Source organism: Nocardia sp. 852002-20019_SCH5090214, assembly GCF_001665865.1.
GTDB lineage: Bacteria > Actinomycetota > Actinomycetes > Mycobacteriales > Mycobacteriaceae > Nocardia > Nocardia nova.
The window spans coordinates 15,125-32,828 of the sequence record NZ_LZMK01000420.1; the positions used below are offsets into that span (position 1 = coordinate 15,125).

Consider the following 17,704-nt stretch of genomic DNA (forward strand, 5'->3'; position numbering starts at 1 on the left):
TCACCCCGCCTTCGCCAGGGTCGCTGCGGCCAGCTGCCGCACGGCCGAACAGGCTTGTGCCGCAGCGGGTTGCGGCTCGTCGGCACGCCAGTCGACGAAATCCGCGGCACCGGAATCGACGGCGGCCTCACACCACTGCGGTGTGGAGAAGATCCGGCCGGTGTGGTCGCCGATCCGCAGCGGCGCCGCCTGGGCCGCGGGGTCGGTGGCGGTATGCGCGGCGATCGGACTGGCACGGAACCATTCGAAGGTCACCGCGGTGCCGGCCGCCGCCTCCCACCGGCAGCGCAGCGGATTGGCCGACACCTGCTGGAACCCGGAAATGCCTGTTGCGGCAACGACATCCGCATCGGTGGCGGACCCGCACTCGGCGACCGCCAGTGCCTGCGCGGAGACCGGCGCCGGGGCCGGACTCGTCGTGGCCGGTGCGGGCCCGGACGCGCCACATCCCGCCACCACCACAGCGGTGGCCACCGTGACCGCGGCGACTACCCATCTCACGCCGATGAGCGTACGGGAATTCCCGGGCACGCGACCGCTCGTGCCGAGACTGCTCAGCGGTGTTCGAAGTTCGCCGCGCGCTTCTCCACGAAGGCGGTCATGCCCTCGGTCTGATCCTCGGTGGCGAATAGCGAGTGGAACACCCGGCGCTCGAAACGCAAGCCCTCGCCGAGCGTGGTCTCGTACGAGCGGTTCACGGCCTCCTTGGCGATCATCACCGACGGCAGCGACATGCCGGCGATGGTCTCGGCGACCTCGCGCGCGGTGGACAGCAGTTCCGCCGCCGGGACGACGCGGGCCACGAGTCCGGCCCGTTCGGCCTCCTCGGCATCCATATTGCGGCCGGTGAGAATCAGATCCATGGCCTTGGCCTTGCCGACCGCGCGGGTCAGGCGCTGGGAGCCGCCCATGCCGGGAATCACACCCAGCTTGATTTCCGGCTGCCCGAACTTCGCGGTGTCGGCGGCGATCAGGATGTCGCACATCATCGCCAGCTCGCAGCCGCCGCCGAGGGCGTATCCGGCCACCGCCGCGATGATCGGCTTGCGGAACGCGCCGACCCGGTCCCAGCCCTGGAAGAAATCGGCGAGGAACATGTCCATATAGGACTTGGACTGCATCTCCTTGATATCGGCGCCGGCGGCGAACGCCTTCTCCGAACCGGTCAGCACCACCGCGCCGATGCCGGCATCGGCCTCCACCTCGTCGAGTGCGGCGGTGATATCGGTGAGCACCTGCGTATTCAACGCGTTGAGTGCCTTCGGCCGATTCAGGGTGATCACCGCGACGCGTCCGGTGCGCTCCAGCAGAATGGTTTCGAAGTCGGTCACTGTTTCCCTTTCTCGGCTACTCGCCGGAATCCTGGCCCGGCTTCGCGCCGGAACGGCGGCGAATATCGGTGACGATAGCGGAGAAGTCCAGGTCCCCCGCCGACCGGTTGAACTGCTCGTAGATCTCGGCCGCCAGCAGACCGAACCGTCCCTCGACATCGTTGTCGCGCAGGGCGTTCGCGGCCAGGCCCAGGTCCTTGTTCATCAACGCGGTGGCGAATCCGGGCCGGTACTCGTTGTTGGCCGGGCTGGTCGGGACCGGGCCCGGCACCGGGCAATAGGTGGTCAGTGACCAGCACTGGCCCGAGGCGGTGGAGACCACGTCGTAGAATCTGTCGTGGGTGAGGCCCAGCTTCTCGCCCAGCACGATCGCCTCGGACAGCCCGATCATCGAGATGCCCAGCATCATGTTGTTGCAGATCTTGGCGGCCTGGCCCACCCCCGCGCCGCCGCAGTGCACGACCTTGCCGCCCATCACGTCCAGCACCGGCTGCGCCGCGGCGAAATCGTCGGCCTCGCCGCCGACCATGAAGGTCAAGGTGCCGGCGGTGGCACCGCCGACGCCACCCGACACCGGCGCGTCCAGGGCCCGATGTCCCGCTGCCACAGCGACTTCCGCGGCGCGCTTGGCGTCGGCGACGTCGATGGTGGAACAGTCGATGAACAGGGTCCCGGGCTTGGCGGACGGCAGTACGTTGTCGTAGACGTCGAGCACGATGCGGCCGTTGGGCAGCATGGTGATCACGATCTCGGCCTCGGTCACGGCCGCCGCGGCGGTGTCGAAGACCTCCGCTCCGTCGGCGCGGGCCTGTTCCTGCGCGGCCGGCACCGGGTCGTAGGCCAGTACCCGATATCCGGCACGCACCAGATTCGCCGCCATCGGGCCGCCCATATGCCCGAGGCCCAGGAAGGCCACCTTCGTCACGTTCGTCACTCCTGTGCTCCGCTCAGTCCGAGTTCCCGGTCGCCCAGACCGGCGAAATAGCTGTCCACCAGCGCCTCCGACACCTCTGCGAGGGTGGCGGGCGACCACTGCGGGTTGCGGTCCTTGTCGACCACCTGGGCACGGATGCCCTCGACCAGATCGTGCGTGGTCAGCGCGGCCACCGAGACCCGGTACTCCTCGTCCAGCGCCTGTTCCAGGTTCGCCGCCGCGCGGGCGTTGCGCAGGGAACGCAACGTCACCTTCAGTGCCACCGGCGATTTCGACAACACGTCGCCGGCCGCTTTGGCTGCCTCGGGGGCGTCGTGGCGCTGCAGCCGCGCGACGATCTCCTCGACCGTGTCGGCGCTGTAGCAGGCGTCGATCCACGACCGCTGCGCGGCAAGGTCCGACACCGGCGCGGGCTGCGCGACGGCCGCGATCGCGGCGTCGGCATCGGTGCGGCGCAGTTCGGCCAGCAGATCCGGAATGCGTTCGGCGGGAACGAAATAGTCGGCGAACCCGGCCGCGATCGCATCTCCGGCGCCCATGCGCGCCGTCGTCAGGGCGACGTGAGTACCCAGTTCACCCGGTGTGCGCGCCAGCAGATACGTACCGCCCACATCGGGGATGAAACCGATACCGGTCTCGGGCATGCCGACCATCGACCGCTCGGTCACGATGCGGCGATTGCCGTGGGCGGACAGTCCCACGCCGCCACCCATCACGATGCCGTCCATCACGGCGACATACGGTTTCGGATAGTTGCCGATCAGCGCGTTGAGGATGTACTCGTCGCGCCAGAACCGGCCGCTCGGCGAATCGGCGCTGTCGTGGCGCGAAATGCCGTGCGCCACCGCGTTCTTCGCGTCTGTGTGGATGGCGACGATATCGCCGCCCGCGCACAGCCCGCGTTCCCCCGCGCCGGTCAGCACCACCGTGCGGACCTCGTCGTCGACGGCCCACTCGCGCAGGGTCGACAGAATCGCCTGCGCCATCGGATGATTGAGCGCGTTGATGGCCTTGGGCCGGTTGAGCGTGATCAGGCCGACGCCGTCGCGCTTGTCGAACAGTACTTCTGCTTCGGTCATATTCTTCCTTACGCTGTATCCGCTCGGCATGAGCGGGCGCCCTCCGTGGTTACGCAGGCTGCCGCCTCCGGGCGCTGACCGCTCATGCCGCGCCGACCACCGAGCGGGCCACCACGACCCGCATGATCTCGTTGGTTCCCTCGAGAATCTGGTGCACGCGCAGGTCGCGCACGATCTTCTCGATTCCGTACTCGGCCAGATAGCCGTAGCCACCGTGCAATTGCAGGGCCTTGTTGGCCACCTCGAATCCGGCATCGGTGGCGAAGCGCTTGGCCATCGCGCACAACTCCACCTTGTCGGCGGCATCGGCGTCGAGGGCGGCCGCCGCCCGCCACAGCAGGGTCCGCGCCGCCTCCAGCGAGGTGCGCATATCGGCGAGGTCGAACTGCAGTGCCGCGTTGTCGAGCAGCCGGGCCCCGAATGCCTTGCGCTGGGCCATATATGCCACAGTCCGGTCCAGCGCGGTCTGGCCGCCGCCGAGGGAGCAGGCCGCGATGTTGAGCCGGCCGCCGTTGAGGCCGTTCATCGCGATCCGGAATCCGTTGCCCTCACCGCCGAGCAGATTCGCGGCCGGCACCCGGGCCTCGTCGAGGATGACCTGCCGGGTCGGCTGAGCGTTCCAGCCCATCTTCTTCTCGTTGGCGCCGAAGGAGAGTCCGGGCGTATCCGCGGGCACGATGAACGCCGAGATGCCGCGGGCGCCTGCGTCGTCGGTCCGCGCCATCAGGACATACACATCGGTGCTGCCCGCACCGGAGATGAACTGCTTGACCCCGGTGAGCAGATAGTCGTCGCCGTCGCGAACGGCCCTGGTGCTCAGCGCGGCCGCGTCCGAGCCGACGCCCGGTTCGGTGAGCGCGTAGCTGGCCAGCAGATCCATCGAGGTCAGCCCCGGTAGCCAGCGGTTGCGCTGGGCCTCGGTGCCGTAGCTGTCGATCATCCACGCGGCCATGTTGTGGATGGAGATGTAGGCCGCGATCGCCGGGCAGCCGGTGGCGAGCTGTTCGAAGATCCGCACCGCGTCCACGCGGCGCAATCCGGAACCGCCGACGTCCTCACCGACGTAGATGCCGCCCATGCCGAGCGAGCCGGCCTTGCGCAGCACATCGATCGGGAAGTGCTTGTGCTCGTCCCATTCCAGCGCGTTCGGGGCGAGCAGTTCGTCGGCGAAACTGCGCGCGGTGTCCACGATCGCCTGTTCGTCCTCGTCGAGTACGAACATCGCCTCAGTCCATCGTCGGGATGACGAAGTGATCGGCACCGGCCCCCGCGGCCGGTTCGGTCCGCAGACCCTGCGGCCAGCGCTGGGTGACCGTCTTGGTCTTGGTGTAGAAGCGGATCGAGTCGGGACCGTGCTGGTTCAGGTCGCCGAAGCCGGACGCCTTCCAGCCGCCGAAGGTGTGATACGCGATCGGCACCGGAATCGGGACGTTGACGCCGACCATGCCGACCTGCACGCGCGCGGCGAAGTCGCGGGCGGTGTCGCCGTCGCGGGTGAAGATCGCGACGCCGTTGCCGAATTCGTGCTCGCTCGGCAGGCGCAGCGCCTCCTCGTAGTCGGCGGCGCGCACGATCGCGACCACCGGGCCGAAGATCTCCTCCTTGTAGATCCGCATCTCGGGGGTGACGCGGTCGAACAGCGTTGCGCCGACGAAGAATCCGTCCTCGGCGCCCGCGACCTTCAGTCCCCGGCCGTCGACCACGAGCTCGGCGCCCTCGTCGACACCGATCTGCACGTAGTTGTTCACGCGGTCCACACCGTCGCGGCCGACCAGCGGGCCGAAGTCCGCGCCCGGATCGTCGGAGCGGCCGACGTTCAGCTTGCCGATGCGCTCGACGAGCTTGGCGCGCAAGCGATCCGCGGTCTCCTCGCCGACCGGCACCGCCACCGAGATGGCCATGCAACGTTCGCCCGCCGAGCCGTAACCGGCGCCGATCAGCTGGTCGGCGACGTCGTCGAGGTCGGCGTCCGGCATGACGATCGCGTGGTTCTTGGCGCCGCCGAAGCACTGGGCGCGCTTACCGTTCGCGGTGGCGGTCTCGTAGATGTACTGCGCGATCGGAGTGGAGCCGACGAAGCCGACGGCCTTGATCCGCTCGTCGTTCAGCAGCGTGTCGACGGCCTGTTTGTCGCCGTTGACGACGTTGAACACACCGGCCGGCAGCCCGGCCTCGAGGAACAATTCGGCCAGCCGCAGCGGCACCGAGGGGTCGCGCTCGGACGGCTTGAGCAGGAAGGCGTTACCGCAGGCCAGCGCCGGTCCGGCCTTCCACAGCGGAATCATGGCCGGGAAGTTGAAGGGGGTGATGCCGGCGACCACACCGAGCGGCTGCCGCATCGAATAGACGTCGATCCCGGTGCCCGCGCTCTCGGTGTACTCCCCCTTGAGCAGATGCGGGATGCCGATCGCGAATTCGATCACCTCGAGGCCGCGCTGGATATCGCCCTTGGCGTCCGGGATGGTCTTGCCGTGTTCGCTCGACAGCAGCGCGGCCAGCGAATCCATCTCGTCCTGGACCAGGGCGACGAACTTCATCAGCACCCGGGCCCGCTTCTGCGGATTGAACGCGGCCCATGTGCGCTGCGCCTCGGCCGCATTCGCGATGGCCGCCTCGACCTCGGACACACTGGCCAGCGGCACCCGCGCCTGGACCTGCCCGGTGCTGGGGTCGTAGACGTCGCCGAAGTTGCCGGAGGTCCCGGCCACCCGCTGCCCGCCGATGAAATGAGTGAGTTCGCGAACCATGCCAGTCCTGTTCTCGATGCGGTCGATGCCTGCCACGCCGGAGCCGACGCAGTACGCGGCCATCCTATAGTTGGATGTCCAAGTATCGGAAGTCATGTGATTTATGACACCGATGGCGCCGTGGTCCGCATCACAGTACAGTTGATTTGACGTCCTACTATCGGGACGCCAAGCGTAGGCGCCCGGCGGTCCCACGCCGGCCTCTGGTGGAGGATTACATGGCCGACCTGCACGTTCCGGTCCATCCCGTCCGTTTCGTCACCTCCGCGGCCCTGTTCGACGGCCACGATGCGGCGATCAACATCATGCGGCGCATCCTGCAGTCACAGGGGGCCGAGGTGATCCATCTGGGGCACAACCGCGCGGTCCACGAGGTGGTCGACGCGGTGCTGACCGAGGACGTCCAGGGCGTGGCCGTCAGTTCGTATCAGGGCGGGCACGTCGAGTACTTCGAATATCTGGCGACCGCGCTGCGCGAGGCCGGGGCGGGGCACGTCGAGATCTTCGGCGGGGGCGGTGGCGTGATCGTCGCGGAGGAGATCGAACGGCTGGCGGCGGCGGGGGTGCGCATCTTCTCTCCCGAAGACGGCCAGCGACTCGGGCTGCCCGGCATGATCAACGAACTCGTCCGGGCCTGCGATGTGGATCTGTCGACCGAACCGGCCGCCATCGAGGCGGTGCTCGCGGGTGAGCGATATGCGCTGGCGCGCACCATGACCTGCCTGCAGGCCGATGCGCTGCCCGCGGCGGATCTGGACGAACTGCGGGCCGCGGCCGCCGGCCGCACCGTGCCGGTACTCGGCATCACCGGCACCGGCGGATCCGGAAAGTCCTCGCTCACAGACGAACTCGTGCGGCGGTTGCGCACCGATCAGCAGGACAAACTGCGGGTGGCGATCCTCGCCGTCGACCCGACCCGGCGCCGCGGCGGCGGCGCACTGCTGGGTGACCGCATCCGGATGAACTCGCTCGACAGCGAACACGTCTACTTCCGCTCGCTGGCCACCCGTGGCGCACACGAATTGCCGACCAATATCGACGCGATGATCCTGGCCTGCAAGGCGGCCGGATTCGATCTGGTGATTCTCGAGACGCCCGGTATCGGTCAGGGCGATGCGGCGATCATCGACCACGTCGACATCTCGATGTATGTGATGACGCCGGAGTTCGGCGCGGCCTCCCAGCTCGAGAAGATCGACATGCTCGATTTCGCCGATGTGGTGGCGATCAACAAGTTCGAGCGCCGCGGCGCCGAGGATGCGCTGCGTGACGTCTCGCGCCAGCTGGTGCGCAACCGCGAGGCGTTCGGGGCGGCGCCGGAGGATATGCCGGTATTCGGCACCAGCGCAGCGACGTTCAACGACGACGGGGTGACCGCGCTCTATCAGCATCTGGCCGGGCTGCTCGGTGCGCGCGGCCTGCCGCTGGAGACCGGGGTGCTGCCGCGGGTCGACACCCGCGCCTCCACCCGATTCGCACAGATCATTCCGCCGGGGCGGGTGCGCTACCTGGCCGAGATCGCCGAGACCGTCCGCGATTACCACGCCGAGACCCGGCGGCAGGTGGTCGCGGCCCAGCGGGTGCAGCGCTTCGAACAGGTGCTGGCGGAACTGCCCGCGGGGGCTACCGACAATCCGACCGGCACGGAAGACGCTACGGCGGAAGATCTCTCGGCCGCGAAACGGACGGTGTCCGGATTGCTCGGGCGGGCGAGCGCGGATCTCACCCCGGAATCCGCCGCGCTGCTGCGGGATTGGCCCGCGACCGTGGAGTCGTATCGCGGCGAGGAACAGGTGGTGCGGGTCCGCGATCGCGAGATTCGCACGCCGCTGCGACGGACCACGTTGTCGGACAACTCGATTCCGCGCGTGGCGCTGCCGCGCTTCACCGATCACGGCGAGCTGCTGCGCTTCCTGCGCTCGGAGAATCTGCCGGGGCGCTTCCCGTTCACCGGCGGCGTGTTCGCGTTCAAGCGCGACAACGAGGATCCGGCCCGCATGTTCGCCGGCGAGGGCGATCCCTTCCGCACGAACCGGCGGTTCAAGGTGCTCTCGGAACACGCCGAGGCCAAACGCCTCTCGACCGCCTTCGACTCGGTGACCCTCTACGGTCACGATCCGGCCCCGCGGCCCGACATCTACGGAAAGGTCGGCACCTCGGGGGTTTCCATCGCCACCGTCGACGATATGAAGGCCCTCTACGACGGTTTCGACCTGAGCGCGCCCAGCACCTCGGTCTCGATGACCATCAACGGTCCGGCGCCGACGATTCTCGCCTTCTTCCTCAACACCGCGATAGATCAAGCGCTGCAACGGTTTCGGGAGGACAACGGGCGCGTGCCGAGCAGCGACGAGGCCGCCGACCTGCGTGCCCGCACCCTCGCAACGGTGCGTGGCACCGTCCAGGCCGATATTCTCAAGGAGGATCAGGGGCAGAACACCTGCATCTTCTCCACCGAATTCAGCCTGCGCATGATGGCCGATATCCAGGAATGGTTCGTCCGCAACGGCGTGCGCAACTTCTACTCGGTATCGATTTCCGGCTATCACATCGCCGAGGCCGGCGCGAATCCGATCAGTCAGCTGGCGTTCACCCTGGCCAACGGATTCACCTATGTCGAGGCCTATCTGGCGCGTGGCATGGCCATCGACGATTTCGCACCGAATCTGTCGTTCTTCTTCTCCAACGGCATGGATCCGGAGTATTCGGTGATCGGGCGGGTGGCCCGGCGGATCTGGGCGATCACGATGCGCGACAAATACGGCGCCGACGACCGCTCGCAGAAGTTGAAGTACCACATTCAGACCTCCGGGCGTTCGCTGCACGCCCAGGAGATGAACTTCAACGATATCCGCACCACGCTGCAGGCCTTGATCGCCATCTACGACAACTGCAACAGCCTGCACACCAATGCCTACGACGAGGCGGTGACCACACCCACCGAGGAATCGGTGCGGCGCGCCCTGGCCATCCAGTTGATCATCAACAAGGAATGGGGCCTGGCGATGAACGAGAATCCGCTACAGGGCAGTTTCGTCATCGACGAACTGACCGATCTGGTGGAGGAGGCGGTGCTCGCCGAATTCGAGCGGATCAGCGAACGCGGCGGGGTGCTGGGCGCGATGGAGACCGGATATCAGCGCGGGCGCATCCAGGACGAATCGATGCGCTACGAACACCGCAAGCACGACGGCACGCTGCCCATCATCGGAGTGAACACGTTCCGCAATCCGAACGGGGAAACCCATCAAGTGCTGGAACTGGCCCGCGGCACCGAGGCCGAGAAACAATCGCAGCTGCGTCGCACCGAGGAATTCGTCACCGCGCATCGCGAGCCGGCGCAGGCCGCACTGGCCCGGCTCGAGGCCGCCGCACGCGGCGACGACAACGTCTTCGACGTGCTGATGGACGCCGCGCGGGTCTGCACTCTGCAGCAGATCACCGACTGTTTCTTCACCGTCGGCGGGCAATACCGCCGCAATGTGTGACAAGGGTTCGGATGTGACCCGCCGGTGTGTACGGGCGTGTGACAATGCCGGAGAGCGGACAGTCGAACGCGACGGAAGGGCGCCATGGACCTCGCCGGTATCAGCGTTGTGGATGCGCACATCCATCAGTGGGATCCGCTGAACACCCCGCGGGATTTCAGCATGCTGGCGAAACTGTTCCGGTTCGTGCCCGTGCCGGTCGACAAGGCCGCTCGGCTCGCTCCCAAGCGGGACCGCGATTTCGTCGGCACTCCCGATGCGTATCTGCGGCCGTATCTGCCCGCGGATTACCGCGAGGACCTGGGCACGGTGCCGGTGGAGGCGCTGGTGCACATCGAGGTGGAGTGGGCCGGACGCGCGCCGGACGCCAAGGCCGACGAAACGCGGTGGGTGGCCAGCCTGCCGTTCGGGGTCGACACCCCGGCCCTGGGCGCGATCATCGGCAGCGGCGATCCGGCCGCGCCCGGATTCGCCGAACTCATCGACAAGCATCAGTCCGCGTCACCGCTGTTCCGCGGTATCCGCACCATGGTCGCTCACCATCCGGACCCCGGGGTGCGGTCGTTCTGCCGGGCCGAGGGCGCACTGACCGATTCGGCCTTCCTCGACGGCTTCGCGGTTCTGGCCGAACGCGGGCTGTCGTTCGAGGCCTGGGTCTACTCGCATCAGATCCCGCAGGTCACCGCCCTGGCCCGGCGCTATCCCGAGGTCACCATCGTGCTCAACCATCTCGGCACACCCGCGGGGATATTCGGCCCGGTCGGCAAGAGCACCGGCACCCAACCGGGCCGGCGCCGCGAACTGTTCGTACAGTGGCGCGACGATATCGCCACGCTCGCAACCCATCCGAATGTGATGGCGAAGGTCAGCGGGCTGGCCATGCCGATCCTCGGCCATCCGGTGCCGATGCGAGGCCTACCGACACCCGTCTCCGAACTACTGGACCGCACCGCGCCGCTGTTGCACCACGCCTTCGACGTCTTCGGTGCGCAGCGGCTGATCTGGGGTTCGAATTACCCTGTGGACAAACCGATTACGAGTATCGCCAACGGCGCGCAGGCGGTGATCGACGTACTGGCCGACCGCGGCGGCAGCGCCGAGGAGCTCGAGCAGGTCTTCCGCACCAACGCCCAGCGAACCTACGGCATCGACGCGGAACTGCTGGCCTGAGGCCGGACCATTGACATCCCGGCCACCGCGCGGTTAATTGGTGGCAGGTGCGGCCAGTCAGGTGCCCTGGCCGAGGACGGCACAGGAGCAGTCATGGCCATCGACCACGAAGTGATCATCGTCGGCGCCGGATTTTCCGGTATCGGGGTGGCCATCGCGTTACGGAAGGCCGGCTTCCGGGACTTCCTCATCGTCGACGACGCCGACGGCGTGGGCGGCACCTGGCATTGGAACACCTACCCCGGCATCGCCGTGGACATCCCCTCGTTCAGCTATCAGTATTCGTTCGAGCAGAGCACCCGGTGGTCGCGCGTCTACGCACCCGGCCGGGAATTGAAGGACTACGCCGAACACTGCGTGGACAAGTACGGGCTGCGACCGCGCATCCGGTTCAGCACCACCATCGCCGCCGCGGAATTCGACGAGGACGCCTCGGTGTGGACGCTGCGCACCAGCGACGGTGAGAGCTTGACCGCGCGCTACGTCGTCGGTGCGACCGGAGTGCTGACCCGGCCGAAACTGCCGGATATTCCTGGCGTGGAATCGTTTTCGGGCATCACCATGCACACCTCACGCTGGGACCACGACCGGGACCTGCGCGGAAAGCGCGTGGCGATCATCGGGACCGGAGCCTCCGCGGTGCAGGTCATTCCCTCGATCGCCCCGGAGGTCGCCGAGCTGACGGTATTCCAGCGCACGCCGATCTGGTGCCTGCCGCGGCCGGACGCCACGCTGCCCGCGCCCGCCCGCTGGGCACTGCGGTATCTGCCGGGCGGACAGGCGGTTTCGCGCCTGGCGAGCCAAGCGTTCGTCGAACTGACCTTCCCGTTGTCGGCGCACTACTATTCGAAGCTGCCCCTGGCCAAACTCGGCGAGCGCTCCGGACTGGCCCATCTGCGGCGCCAGGTGCACGACCCGGCGATCCGGGACAAACTCACCCCGCGGTATGCGCTCGGATGTAAGCGGCCCGGTTTCTCCAACGATTACCTGCCGACCTTCAATCGCGACAACGTGACGCTGGAAACCGATCCGATCGCCGAGATCACCCCCACCGGCGTGCGCACGGCGAACGGAACCGAATACCCGGCCGACGTGCTGATCCTCGCGACGGGCTTCAAGGTCATGGAATCGGGCAACATGCCGACCTTCGAGATGACCGGCGTCGGCGGCCGTGATCTCGAGAAGTGGTGGGACGAGAACCGCCTGCAGGCCTACGAGGGCGTCAGCGTGCCGGGCTTTCCGAACTTCTTCTCGATCATCGGGCCCTACGGATACAACGGCGCGTCGTATTTCACGCTGATCGAGATGCAGACCCAGCACATTGTGCGGCTGTTGCGGCACGCGCGGAGCAAGCGGGCCGGCCGCATCGAGGTCACCGCGGCGGCCAACGCGCGATACTTCCGGGAAATGCTCGAACGCCGCGACGGACAGGTGTTCTGGCAGGACAGCTGCGCGGTCTCGAACAGCTACTACTTCGACAAACACGGCGATGTGCCGCTGAAACCGATGAGCACCGTCGAAGCGGCCTGGCGCGCTGCGCATTTCGATCTGCGCGACTACAGCTTCGAACGGATCCCGGCTCAGCTGCCGACCACCCGGGCGAGTTGAGCGGTCAGCCGCTCGCGCGCCTCGACCAGCGACGGGCCGTACCAGGTGAGATCGCGGCCGCTCACCAGGGCGACCGGGATGCCCGGAAACGCCTCCGGGCCGTCGGTCGCGGTGAACACGTACGGCTCGTCCGGCAGCACCGCCAGCCGAACACCCTGTACCAGTTCGGATTCCGTCACCGTGGGATAGCGCTCGGGACCCGTGGCGTGCACCAGGTTCAGCCCCAGGCGTCCGGCCAGGTCCGCGGTGAACGTATCGCGACCGACCACCATCCACGGCTTGCGCCAGATCGGGATCACCGCATCGATCGGCGGATGCGGCGCGGGCGCGGACCAGACCGCGCGGGCCTGGGTCAGCCACGACGGCACCGCGCCGCCCAGGGCGATACCGAACAGTCGCGTCATCGAGGTGAACGCCTCGTCCACGGTGCGAATCCTGGTGACCCACACCGGAATTCCCGCCTCGCGCATCCGCTCGACATCGAGGCGGCGGTTCTCCTCCTGATTGCACACCACCAGATCCGGCGCCAGCTCGGCGATCCGGCGCAGATTCGGATTCTTCGTCCCCCGCACCCGTTCGACCGCCAGCTCCGGCGGATGGGTACACCAGTCGGTGGCGGCGAGCAGCAACTCCGGGCGGCTCGCCGCGATCGCCTCGGTCAGCGACGGAACCAGCGAGATCACCCGACGGACCGGACGCCGCAGCGCAACCGCGGCATTCAGATCGTCGACGAGATCCTCGGGCACGAGGCCAGCATAGGGGCTAGCCGGAGCTCTCGAGGGCGCGGTACAGGGCACGGAGTTCCCGCATACCGGCCTCGGCGACCGCTTCGTCCTCACTGGTCATCCGCAACGCCTGCCGCAGGGGAATCGGATCGAGGTCCTCGATCGCCGCACGGAACTGCGGTGCCGGCAGCTCGGGCAGCGCGACGTTCTCGCCGTAGAGGTCGTCGGAGATCGTCGGGCCGCTGTCCTCCTGCACCCCGCGAATCAGAGTGTCGAGATCGAGGCCACGCAGGGTCAGCATGATGGCCGGGGACTCGTCGAGTCGTTCGGCCACGATGTAGCACAGCGCGGCGACGTGCTTGCACGGCCAGCCGTCGTCCGGGCAGGTGCAGGAGAAATCGAGTTCGGCGGCGGTGCCGGGCAGCAACAGCGGACCGAGCTCCTGCGGCAGGGCGCCGGAGGCGAGCTGGGCGAGCATGCCCGGTGTGCCGCGGACCTGCTCGACCACTTCGTCCAGCCGGTCGTCGCGCAACACCCGCAGCGTCAGCACCGAGGTGAACGGCCGCGGTTGACTGCCCTGGACCTCGGCGGCCACCGCCCCGGGCTCGATGTGGTAGCTGACCACCTGCCCCGAGCGGGCGTAGGTGCGCCCCCGGGAGAGCCGGCCCGCATCCGCGACCTCCTCCACAGCTTCCAGAAAGGCCCGGCCCCACCAGGTTCGCGCGAAAGACCCACGGCGGCTGCGTGGTTCGACGCCGCCGCGCACCGGGCGGCGCTTCCCGTAGACGCTGAAATCGGGGACCGGGAAATCGGGTGCCGGACTCATTCGCCGACCGCCTCGGCGCCGAGCGCGAACAGATCGCGCAATTCGTCGGTACTCAGTTCGGTGATCCAGTTCTCCCCGGTGCCGACGGTGAGATTCGCCAATTCCTGTTTGCCGGTGAGCATATCGTCGATGCGCTCCTCGATGGTGTCGACACAGACCAGTTTGCGCACCTGCACATCGCGGCGCTGACCGATGCGGAAGGCGCGGTCGGTGGCCTGATTCTCCACCGCCGGATTCCACCAGCGGTCCAGGTGCACCACGTGATTGGCGGCCGTGAGATTGAGGCCCGTACCACCGGCCTTCAGGGACAGAACCATGATGGGCGGTCCGTCGGACTCGGCGAAGCGTTCCACCATCCCGTCGCGGCGCTTCTTGGCGACACCGCCGTGCAGGAACGGGATCGCGGTGCCGAACCGCTCGCTCAGATACGGCGTGATCAGATCGCCGAATTCCCGGAACTGGGTGAACAGCAGCGCCCGCTCCCCCTCGGCCAGCACCGACTCCAGCACATCCTCGACCAGGGCCAGCTTGCCGGAGCGGTGGCGCCCCCGCCGCAGCAGCGCCGATCCGTCGCCGAGGTAGTGCGCGGGATGGTTGCACACCTGTTTCAGCCTGGTGAGCGCGGCCAGGACCGCACCCCGGCGAGCCATGTTCACCGCGCTGGAGCCGGTACCCCGGGAAGCCTTCAGCTGCGCGAGCATGTCGTCGACCACCGCCTGATACAGCGCGGCCTGCTCGACCGTGAGGTTGGCGCGCACCGTCATCTCGAACTTCTCCGGCAGATCCGAGATGACCGAGGGATCGGTTTTCACCCGGCGCAGGACGAACGGTGCGGTGACGGCGCGCAGGCGGCTGACGGCGTTCTCGTCGTGTTCGCGTTCGATCGGCACCGCGAAGCGGGCGTGGAATTCCGACGGTTTGCCCAGCACGTTCGGCGCCGCGAAATCGAGAATCGACCGCAATTCCTCGAGCCGGTTCTCCACCGGAGTGCCGGTCAGCGCCAGCCGATGCCGGGCCGGAATCGCGCGGGCGGCGCGAGCCTGACGGGTCGCGGCGTTCTTGATGTGCTGCGCCTCGTCGAGGACGACACGCTCCCAGGGCTGGCGCTTCAACTCCTCCGCATCGCGCGCCAGCAGCGCGTAGGTGGTCAGCACCAGGTCGGAATCGGCCACGGCCGCGTCCAGCTCCGGACCGGAGCGTCGTGACGAGCCGTGATGCACCAGCACCCGCAGCCCGGGGGCGAAGCGTTCGGTTTCGCGTTGCCAATTGCCGACCACCGACATCGGGCACACCAGCAGAGTCGGCCCCGGGACGGAATCGGTTGCGGGACTTTCGTTCTCGTGCAGAAGTAGCGCGAGCACCTGCACCGTCTTGCCGAGGCCCATATCGTCGGCGAGGATGGCGCCGCAACCGAGACGATTCATCGTCGCGAGCCAAGACAGTCCGCGCAGCTGGTAGGGGCGCAGCTGCGCCTTCAAGCCGGCGGGCGGGTCGACCGGATCGCCGGAGTGGACACCGTCGAACAGTTCGCGAACCCAGCCGGTCGCCGTGACCTCCTCGATCGGCACCTGGCGCACCTGCGTGGCGGCGATCTCGCCCAGAAGCTGGGTCAGGGTCGCCGGGCGTTCGTCGACCTTGCCCTCCAGATAGGCGGCCGCGGCGGCCAGGCTGCGCTGATCGGCCTGCACCCAGTGGCCGCGCAGCCGCACCAGATCCGATTTGGCCTGGATGAGCCGGCTCATTTCCGCCGGCGTGAGGACGGTATCGCCCAGGGCCAGTTCCCAGCGGTAGGAGACCAATCCACTGAGTCCGACCGCGGTTTCGGTCGCGGCCGGGGACTGCACCCGCAGCCGCATACTCGGCGAGACGATGCGCCATGCGCGCGGCAGCATCAGATGCACACCGGCCGAACGCAATTCGTGCGCACCGTGGGCGACCAGCTCCTGCACGACCGGCGTCGGGAGCAGGAAATCCATTCCGTACGGATCGCGCGGGACCTGCTGCAGCCGCGGGTAGGCCTGGATCGCGGCCGCCACCTTCTCCCCGGCGAGCCGGATCAACGCCGGGTCGCCCTGGATCGGAACCGGTTGCGGCGCTTCGCCTTCCGAGCGGAGACAGACTTCGAGCCGCCACAGGGCGTCGACCGCCTGCGGGTCGTCGTCGGGATCGTCGTCCGGTTCGAGTAGGCGCAGCACCAGTTCGGGCTCGCCGGCGGTGAGGCTCGCGCGCCACTCGTCGAGCACCGAGGCCACCCGATGCGATCCCGATTCCAGCGGGACCTCCGCGACCAGCGCTGCCGTCAGCGGATGCGACGGTTCCCGGACACTCAGCTCGAGCCGGACGAGCGGGTCGGCGAGTTCGGCGACGAAATCCTCGAGGATCGAGGACGCGGACCGGGCATCGGGCACCCGCAGCGCGGGCGGCATCGCCGCGGCCAGTTCGGCCAGCCAGGCCCGTTGCCGCCGGCCGCCGACCAGCCGCCACCGCACCCACCACTCGCCGTCGGCGCGATGCAGTTCGGGCACGATCCGCCCCGCCCGGACCCAGCGCCGCAGTCCCCGGGCCGCGTGCGCGAGAAACCGCAGATCCGCCGCCACCGCCGTGTCGGGCAGCGGCTGAGTGAGGACGCGGGCGGCCACCTCCGGCGCCAGGGCATGCCCTCGCACCTCGACGACCTCCGGCCCGGAATCTCCCGCCACCAGGACCCGCACCCGATGCCGAAACCGCGCAGTCCGCGCGATCGTCCCCAGCGGATCGGGCAGCTCACCCCCGGCGTCCGCGGCCGGCTGCGCCGCCGACCCGGGCAGGCGCCAGAGCACCAACCCCGATCCGGGCGACCACAAACCGTGCAGCATGTCCCCATCCAATCAGCCACCACCGACACGCCCGTCCGTGGCCGGTGCGGAGGCGAGCAGTGCACAGACCGCGGCATGACGGTACTGCCCGGCTGTACCGCAGCGCACCATCCGGACGTATCGAACGAACGCACCCCGTGCGTGACTTCCGGTGCGGAAGTTGTCGGGCGGGGTCGGTAGATCTGCGTTATGCGGTGGGGACGAGGTTTCGGATGGGCGGCGGGGATCGTCGTGCTGGTGACGGTGGCGGGGTGTGGGGTGATCGGAGGGCCCGAACCCGCGCCGGGGAGCCCGAGCCGGGCCCGGATCGAGCAGTTGCTGGGTGCGGTGGCCGTGGTGGCCCGGCGTCCGCACCCGGGCGGGTACGACCGGGACTGCGGGACGGGGCACGGATGCGTGTTCGGACCGGCATGGTCGGACGACCAGGACGGGCCGGGCGGGCACGACGGGTGCGATTCGCGCAACGGAGTGCTGGCACGGCAGCTGCGCGAGGTGCGATTCCGGCCGGGTACCGACGATTGTGTGGTGCTCGCGGGCACGCTGCGGGATCCGTACACCGGCCGCGCGATCACCTTCGACAAGGCGCGGGCCCGGGAGGTGCAGATCGACCACGTCTACCCGCTGGCCGCCGCCTGGGATCTGGGGGCGGCGGCCTGGTCGTCCGAACAGCGGATGCGCTTCGCCAACGACATCGAATTCAATCTGCTGGCCGTCGACGGCCCGGCCAATATGGACAAGGGCGATCGCACACCCGCCGATTGGCTTCCCCCCGCCGGCGCCTATCACTGCTTCTACGCCGGCAAATATCTCACCACCGCGGCGCAGTACCGATTGCCGATCACCGCGGCCGACCACGCCGCGCTCGCCCGCATCGCACGGCAATGCCCCTGATGCGACGACCGGCTCGGCCGCTACTCGCGAACCGTTTGCCGCACCGGTCG

General features: G+C 68.3%; 13 protein-coding genes. 4 read left to right on the plus strand and 9 right to left on the minus strand.

What is annotated here, in order from left to right; genetic code table 11:
- The 6 genes from A5780_RS35595 to A5780_RS35620 form a co-directional block, all read right to left on the minus strand.
- Complete coding sequence (locus A5780_RS35595) at nt 1-501, minus strand: DUF3558 family protein (RefSeq protein ID WP_181064139.1); 501 nt, start codon at nt 499-501, stop codon at nt 1-3.
- Nucleotides 502-554: 53 nt separating this feature from the next.
- Nucleotides 555-1,331 (minus strand): enoyl-CoA hydratase, encoded by a 777-nt coding sequence (locus A5780_RS35600; RefSeq protein ID WP_064911229.1) that lies wholly within the window; start codon nt 1,329-1,331, stop codon nt 555-557.
- 16 nt (nt 1,332-1,347) lie between these two features.
- A complete protein-coding gene (gene mmsB / locus A5780_RS35605; protein ID WP_369829571.1) occupies nt 1,348-2,256 on the minus strand; it encodes a 3-hydroxyisobutyrate dehydrogenase in 909 nt (302 codons plus the stop codon).
- 5 nt (nt 2,257-2,261) lie between these two features.
- Nucleotides 2,262-3,344, minus strand: a complete 1,083-nt coding sequence (locus A5780_RS35610) for an enoyl-CoA hydratase/isomerase family protein (RefSeq protein WP_063015861.1) — start codon at nt 3,342-3,344, stop codon at nt 2,262-2,264.
- Nucleotides 3,345-3,426: 82 nt separating this feature from the next.
- Nucleotides 3,427-4,566 (minus strand): acyl-CoA dehydrogenase family protein, encoded by a 1,140-nt coding sequence (locus A5780_RS35615; protein WP_063015862.1) that lies wholly within the window; start codon nt 4,564-4,566, stop codon nt 3,427-3,429.
- A gap of 4 nt (nt 4,567-4,570) precedes the next feature.
- Nucleotides 4,571-6,091, minus strand: coding sequence for a CoA-acylating methylmalonate-semialdehyde dehydrogenase (locus A5780_RS35620; RefSeq protein ID WP_063015863.1), 1,521 nt, complete (start codon nt 6,089-6,091; stop codon nt 4,571-4,573).
- A 218-nt stretch (nt 6,092-6,309) separates the two neighbouring features.
- Between A5780_RS35620 and icmF the strand changes: the two genes are divergently transcribed.
- The 3 genes from icmF to A5780_RS35635 all read left to right on the plus strand — a co-directional run bounded on the left by icmF (nt 6,310) and on the right by A5780_RS35635 (nt 12,357).
- Complete coding sequence (gene icmF / locus A5780_RS35625; protein ID WP_064911264.1) at nt 6,310-9,579, plus strand: fused isobutyryl-CoA mutase/GTPase IcmF; 3,270 nt, start codon at nt 6,310-6,312, stop codon at nt 9,577-9,579.
- A gap of 84 nt (nt 9,580-9,663) precedes the next feature.
- Nucleotides 9,664-10,749: an amidohydrolase gene (locus tag A5780_RS35630; RefSeq protein ID WP_064911231.1), complete on the plus strand. Its 1,086-nt coding sequence runs from the start codon at nt 9,664-9,666 to the stop codon at nt 10,747-10,749.
- 93 nt (nt 10,750-10,842) lie between these two features.
- On the plus strand, nt 10,843-12,357 hold the full coding sequence (locus A5780_RS35635; protein ID WP_064911232.1) for an NAD(P)/FAD-dependent oxidoreductase: 1,515 nt from the start codon (nt 10,843-10,845) through the stop codon (nt 12,355-12,357).
- Here A5780_RS35635 and A5780_RS35640 read toward each other — a convergent pair.
- The 3 genes from A5780_RS35640 to A5780_RS35650 are packed head-to-tail and all read right to left on the minus strand — an operon-like array spanning nt 12,330 to nt 16,763.
- Complete coding sequence (locus A5780_RS35640) at nt 12,330-13,103, minus strand: helical backbone metal receptor (RefSeq protein WP_064911233.1); 774 nt, start codon at nt 13,101-13,103, stop codon at nt 12,330-12,332. The two genes, A5780_RS35635 and A5780_RS35640, sit on opposite strands and share 28 nt — an antisense overlap.
- 16 nt (nt 13,104-13,119) lie before the next feature.
- Entirely contained in the window at nt 13,120-13,908 is a 789-nt protein-coding gene (locus tag A5780_RS35645) for an SWIM zinc finger family protein (RefSeq protein ID WP_064911234.1), read from the minus strand.
- Complete coding sequence (locus A5780_RS35650; protein WP_064911235.1) at nt 13,905-16,763, minus strand: DEAD/DEAH box helicase; 2,859 nt, start codon at nt 16,761-16,763, stop codon at nt 13,905-13,907. Before A5780_RS35650 ends, A5780_RS35645 begins: the two co-directional genes overlap by 4 nt.
- A gap of 189 nt (nt 16,764-16,952) precedes the next feature.
- Here A5780_RS35650 and A5780_RS35655 point away from each other — a divergent pair, with 189 nt between their 5' ends.
- A complete protein-coding gene (locus A5780_RS35655; RefSeq protein ID WP_064911236.1) occupies nt 16,953-17,654 on the plus strand; it encodes an HNH endonuclease family protein in 702 nt (233 codons plus the stop codon).
- The last annotated feature ends 50 nt before the right edge of the window (nt 17,655-17,704 follow it).

What these genes read in the sequence shown, in the direction of transcription:
- A5780_RS35610 (WP_063015861.1), bottom strand. Translation starts at nt 3,344, where the DNA reads ATGACCGAAGCAGAAGTACTGTTCGACAAGCGCGACGGCGTCGGCCTG.
- A5780_RS35615 (WP_063015862.1), bottom strand. Translation starts at nt 4,566, where the DNA reads ATGTTCGTACTCGACGAGGACGAACAGGCGATCGTGGACACCGCGCGC.
- A5780_RS35620 (WP_063015863.1), bottom strand. Translation starts at nt 6,091, where the DNA reads ATGGTTCGCGAACTCACTCATTTCATCGGCGGGCAGCGGGTGGCCGGG.
- icmF (WP_064911264.1), top strand. Translation starts at nt 6,310, where the DNA reads ATGGCCGACCTGCACGTTCCGGTCCATCCCGTCCGTTTCGTCACCTCC.
- A5780_RS35630 (WP_064911231.1), top strand. Translation starts at nt 9,664, where the DNA reads ATGGACCTCGCCGGTATCAGCGTTGTGGATGCGCACATCCATCAGTGG.
- A5780_RS35635 (WP_064911232.1), top strand. Translation starts at nt 10,843, where the DNA reads ATGGCCATCGACCACGAAGTGATCATCGTCGGCGCCGGATTTTCCGGT.
- A5780_RS35645 (WP_064911234.1), bottom strand. Translation starts at nt 13,908, where the DNA reads ATGAGTCCGGCACCCGATTTCCCGGTCCCCGATTTCAGCGTCTACGGG.
- A5780_RS35650 (WP_064911235.1), bottom strand. Translation starts at nt 16,763, where the DNA reads ATGCTGCACGGTTTGTGGTCGCCCGGATCGGGGTTGGTGCTCTGGCGC.
- A5780_RS35655 (WP_064911236.1), top strand. Translation starts at nt 16,953, where the DNA reads ATGCGGTGGGGACGAGGTTTCGGATGGGCGGCGGGGATCGTCGTGCTG.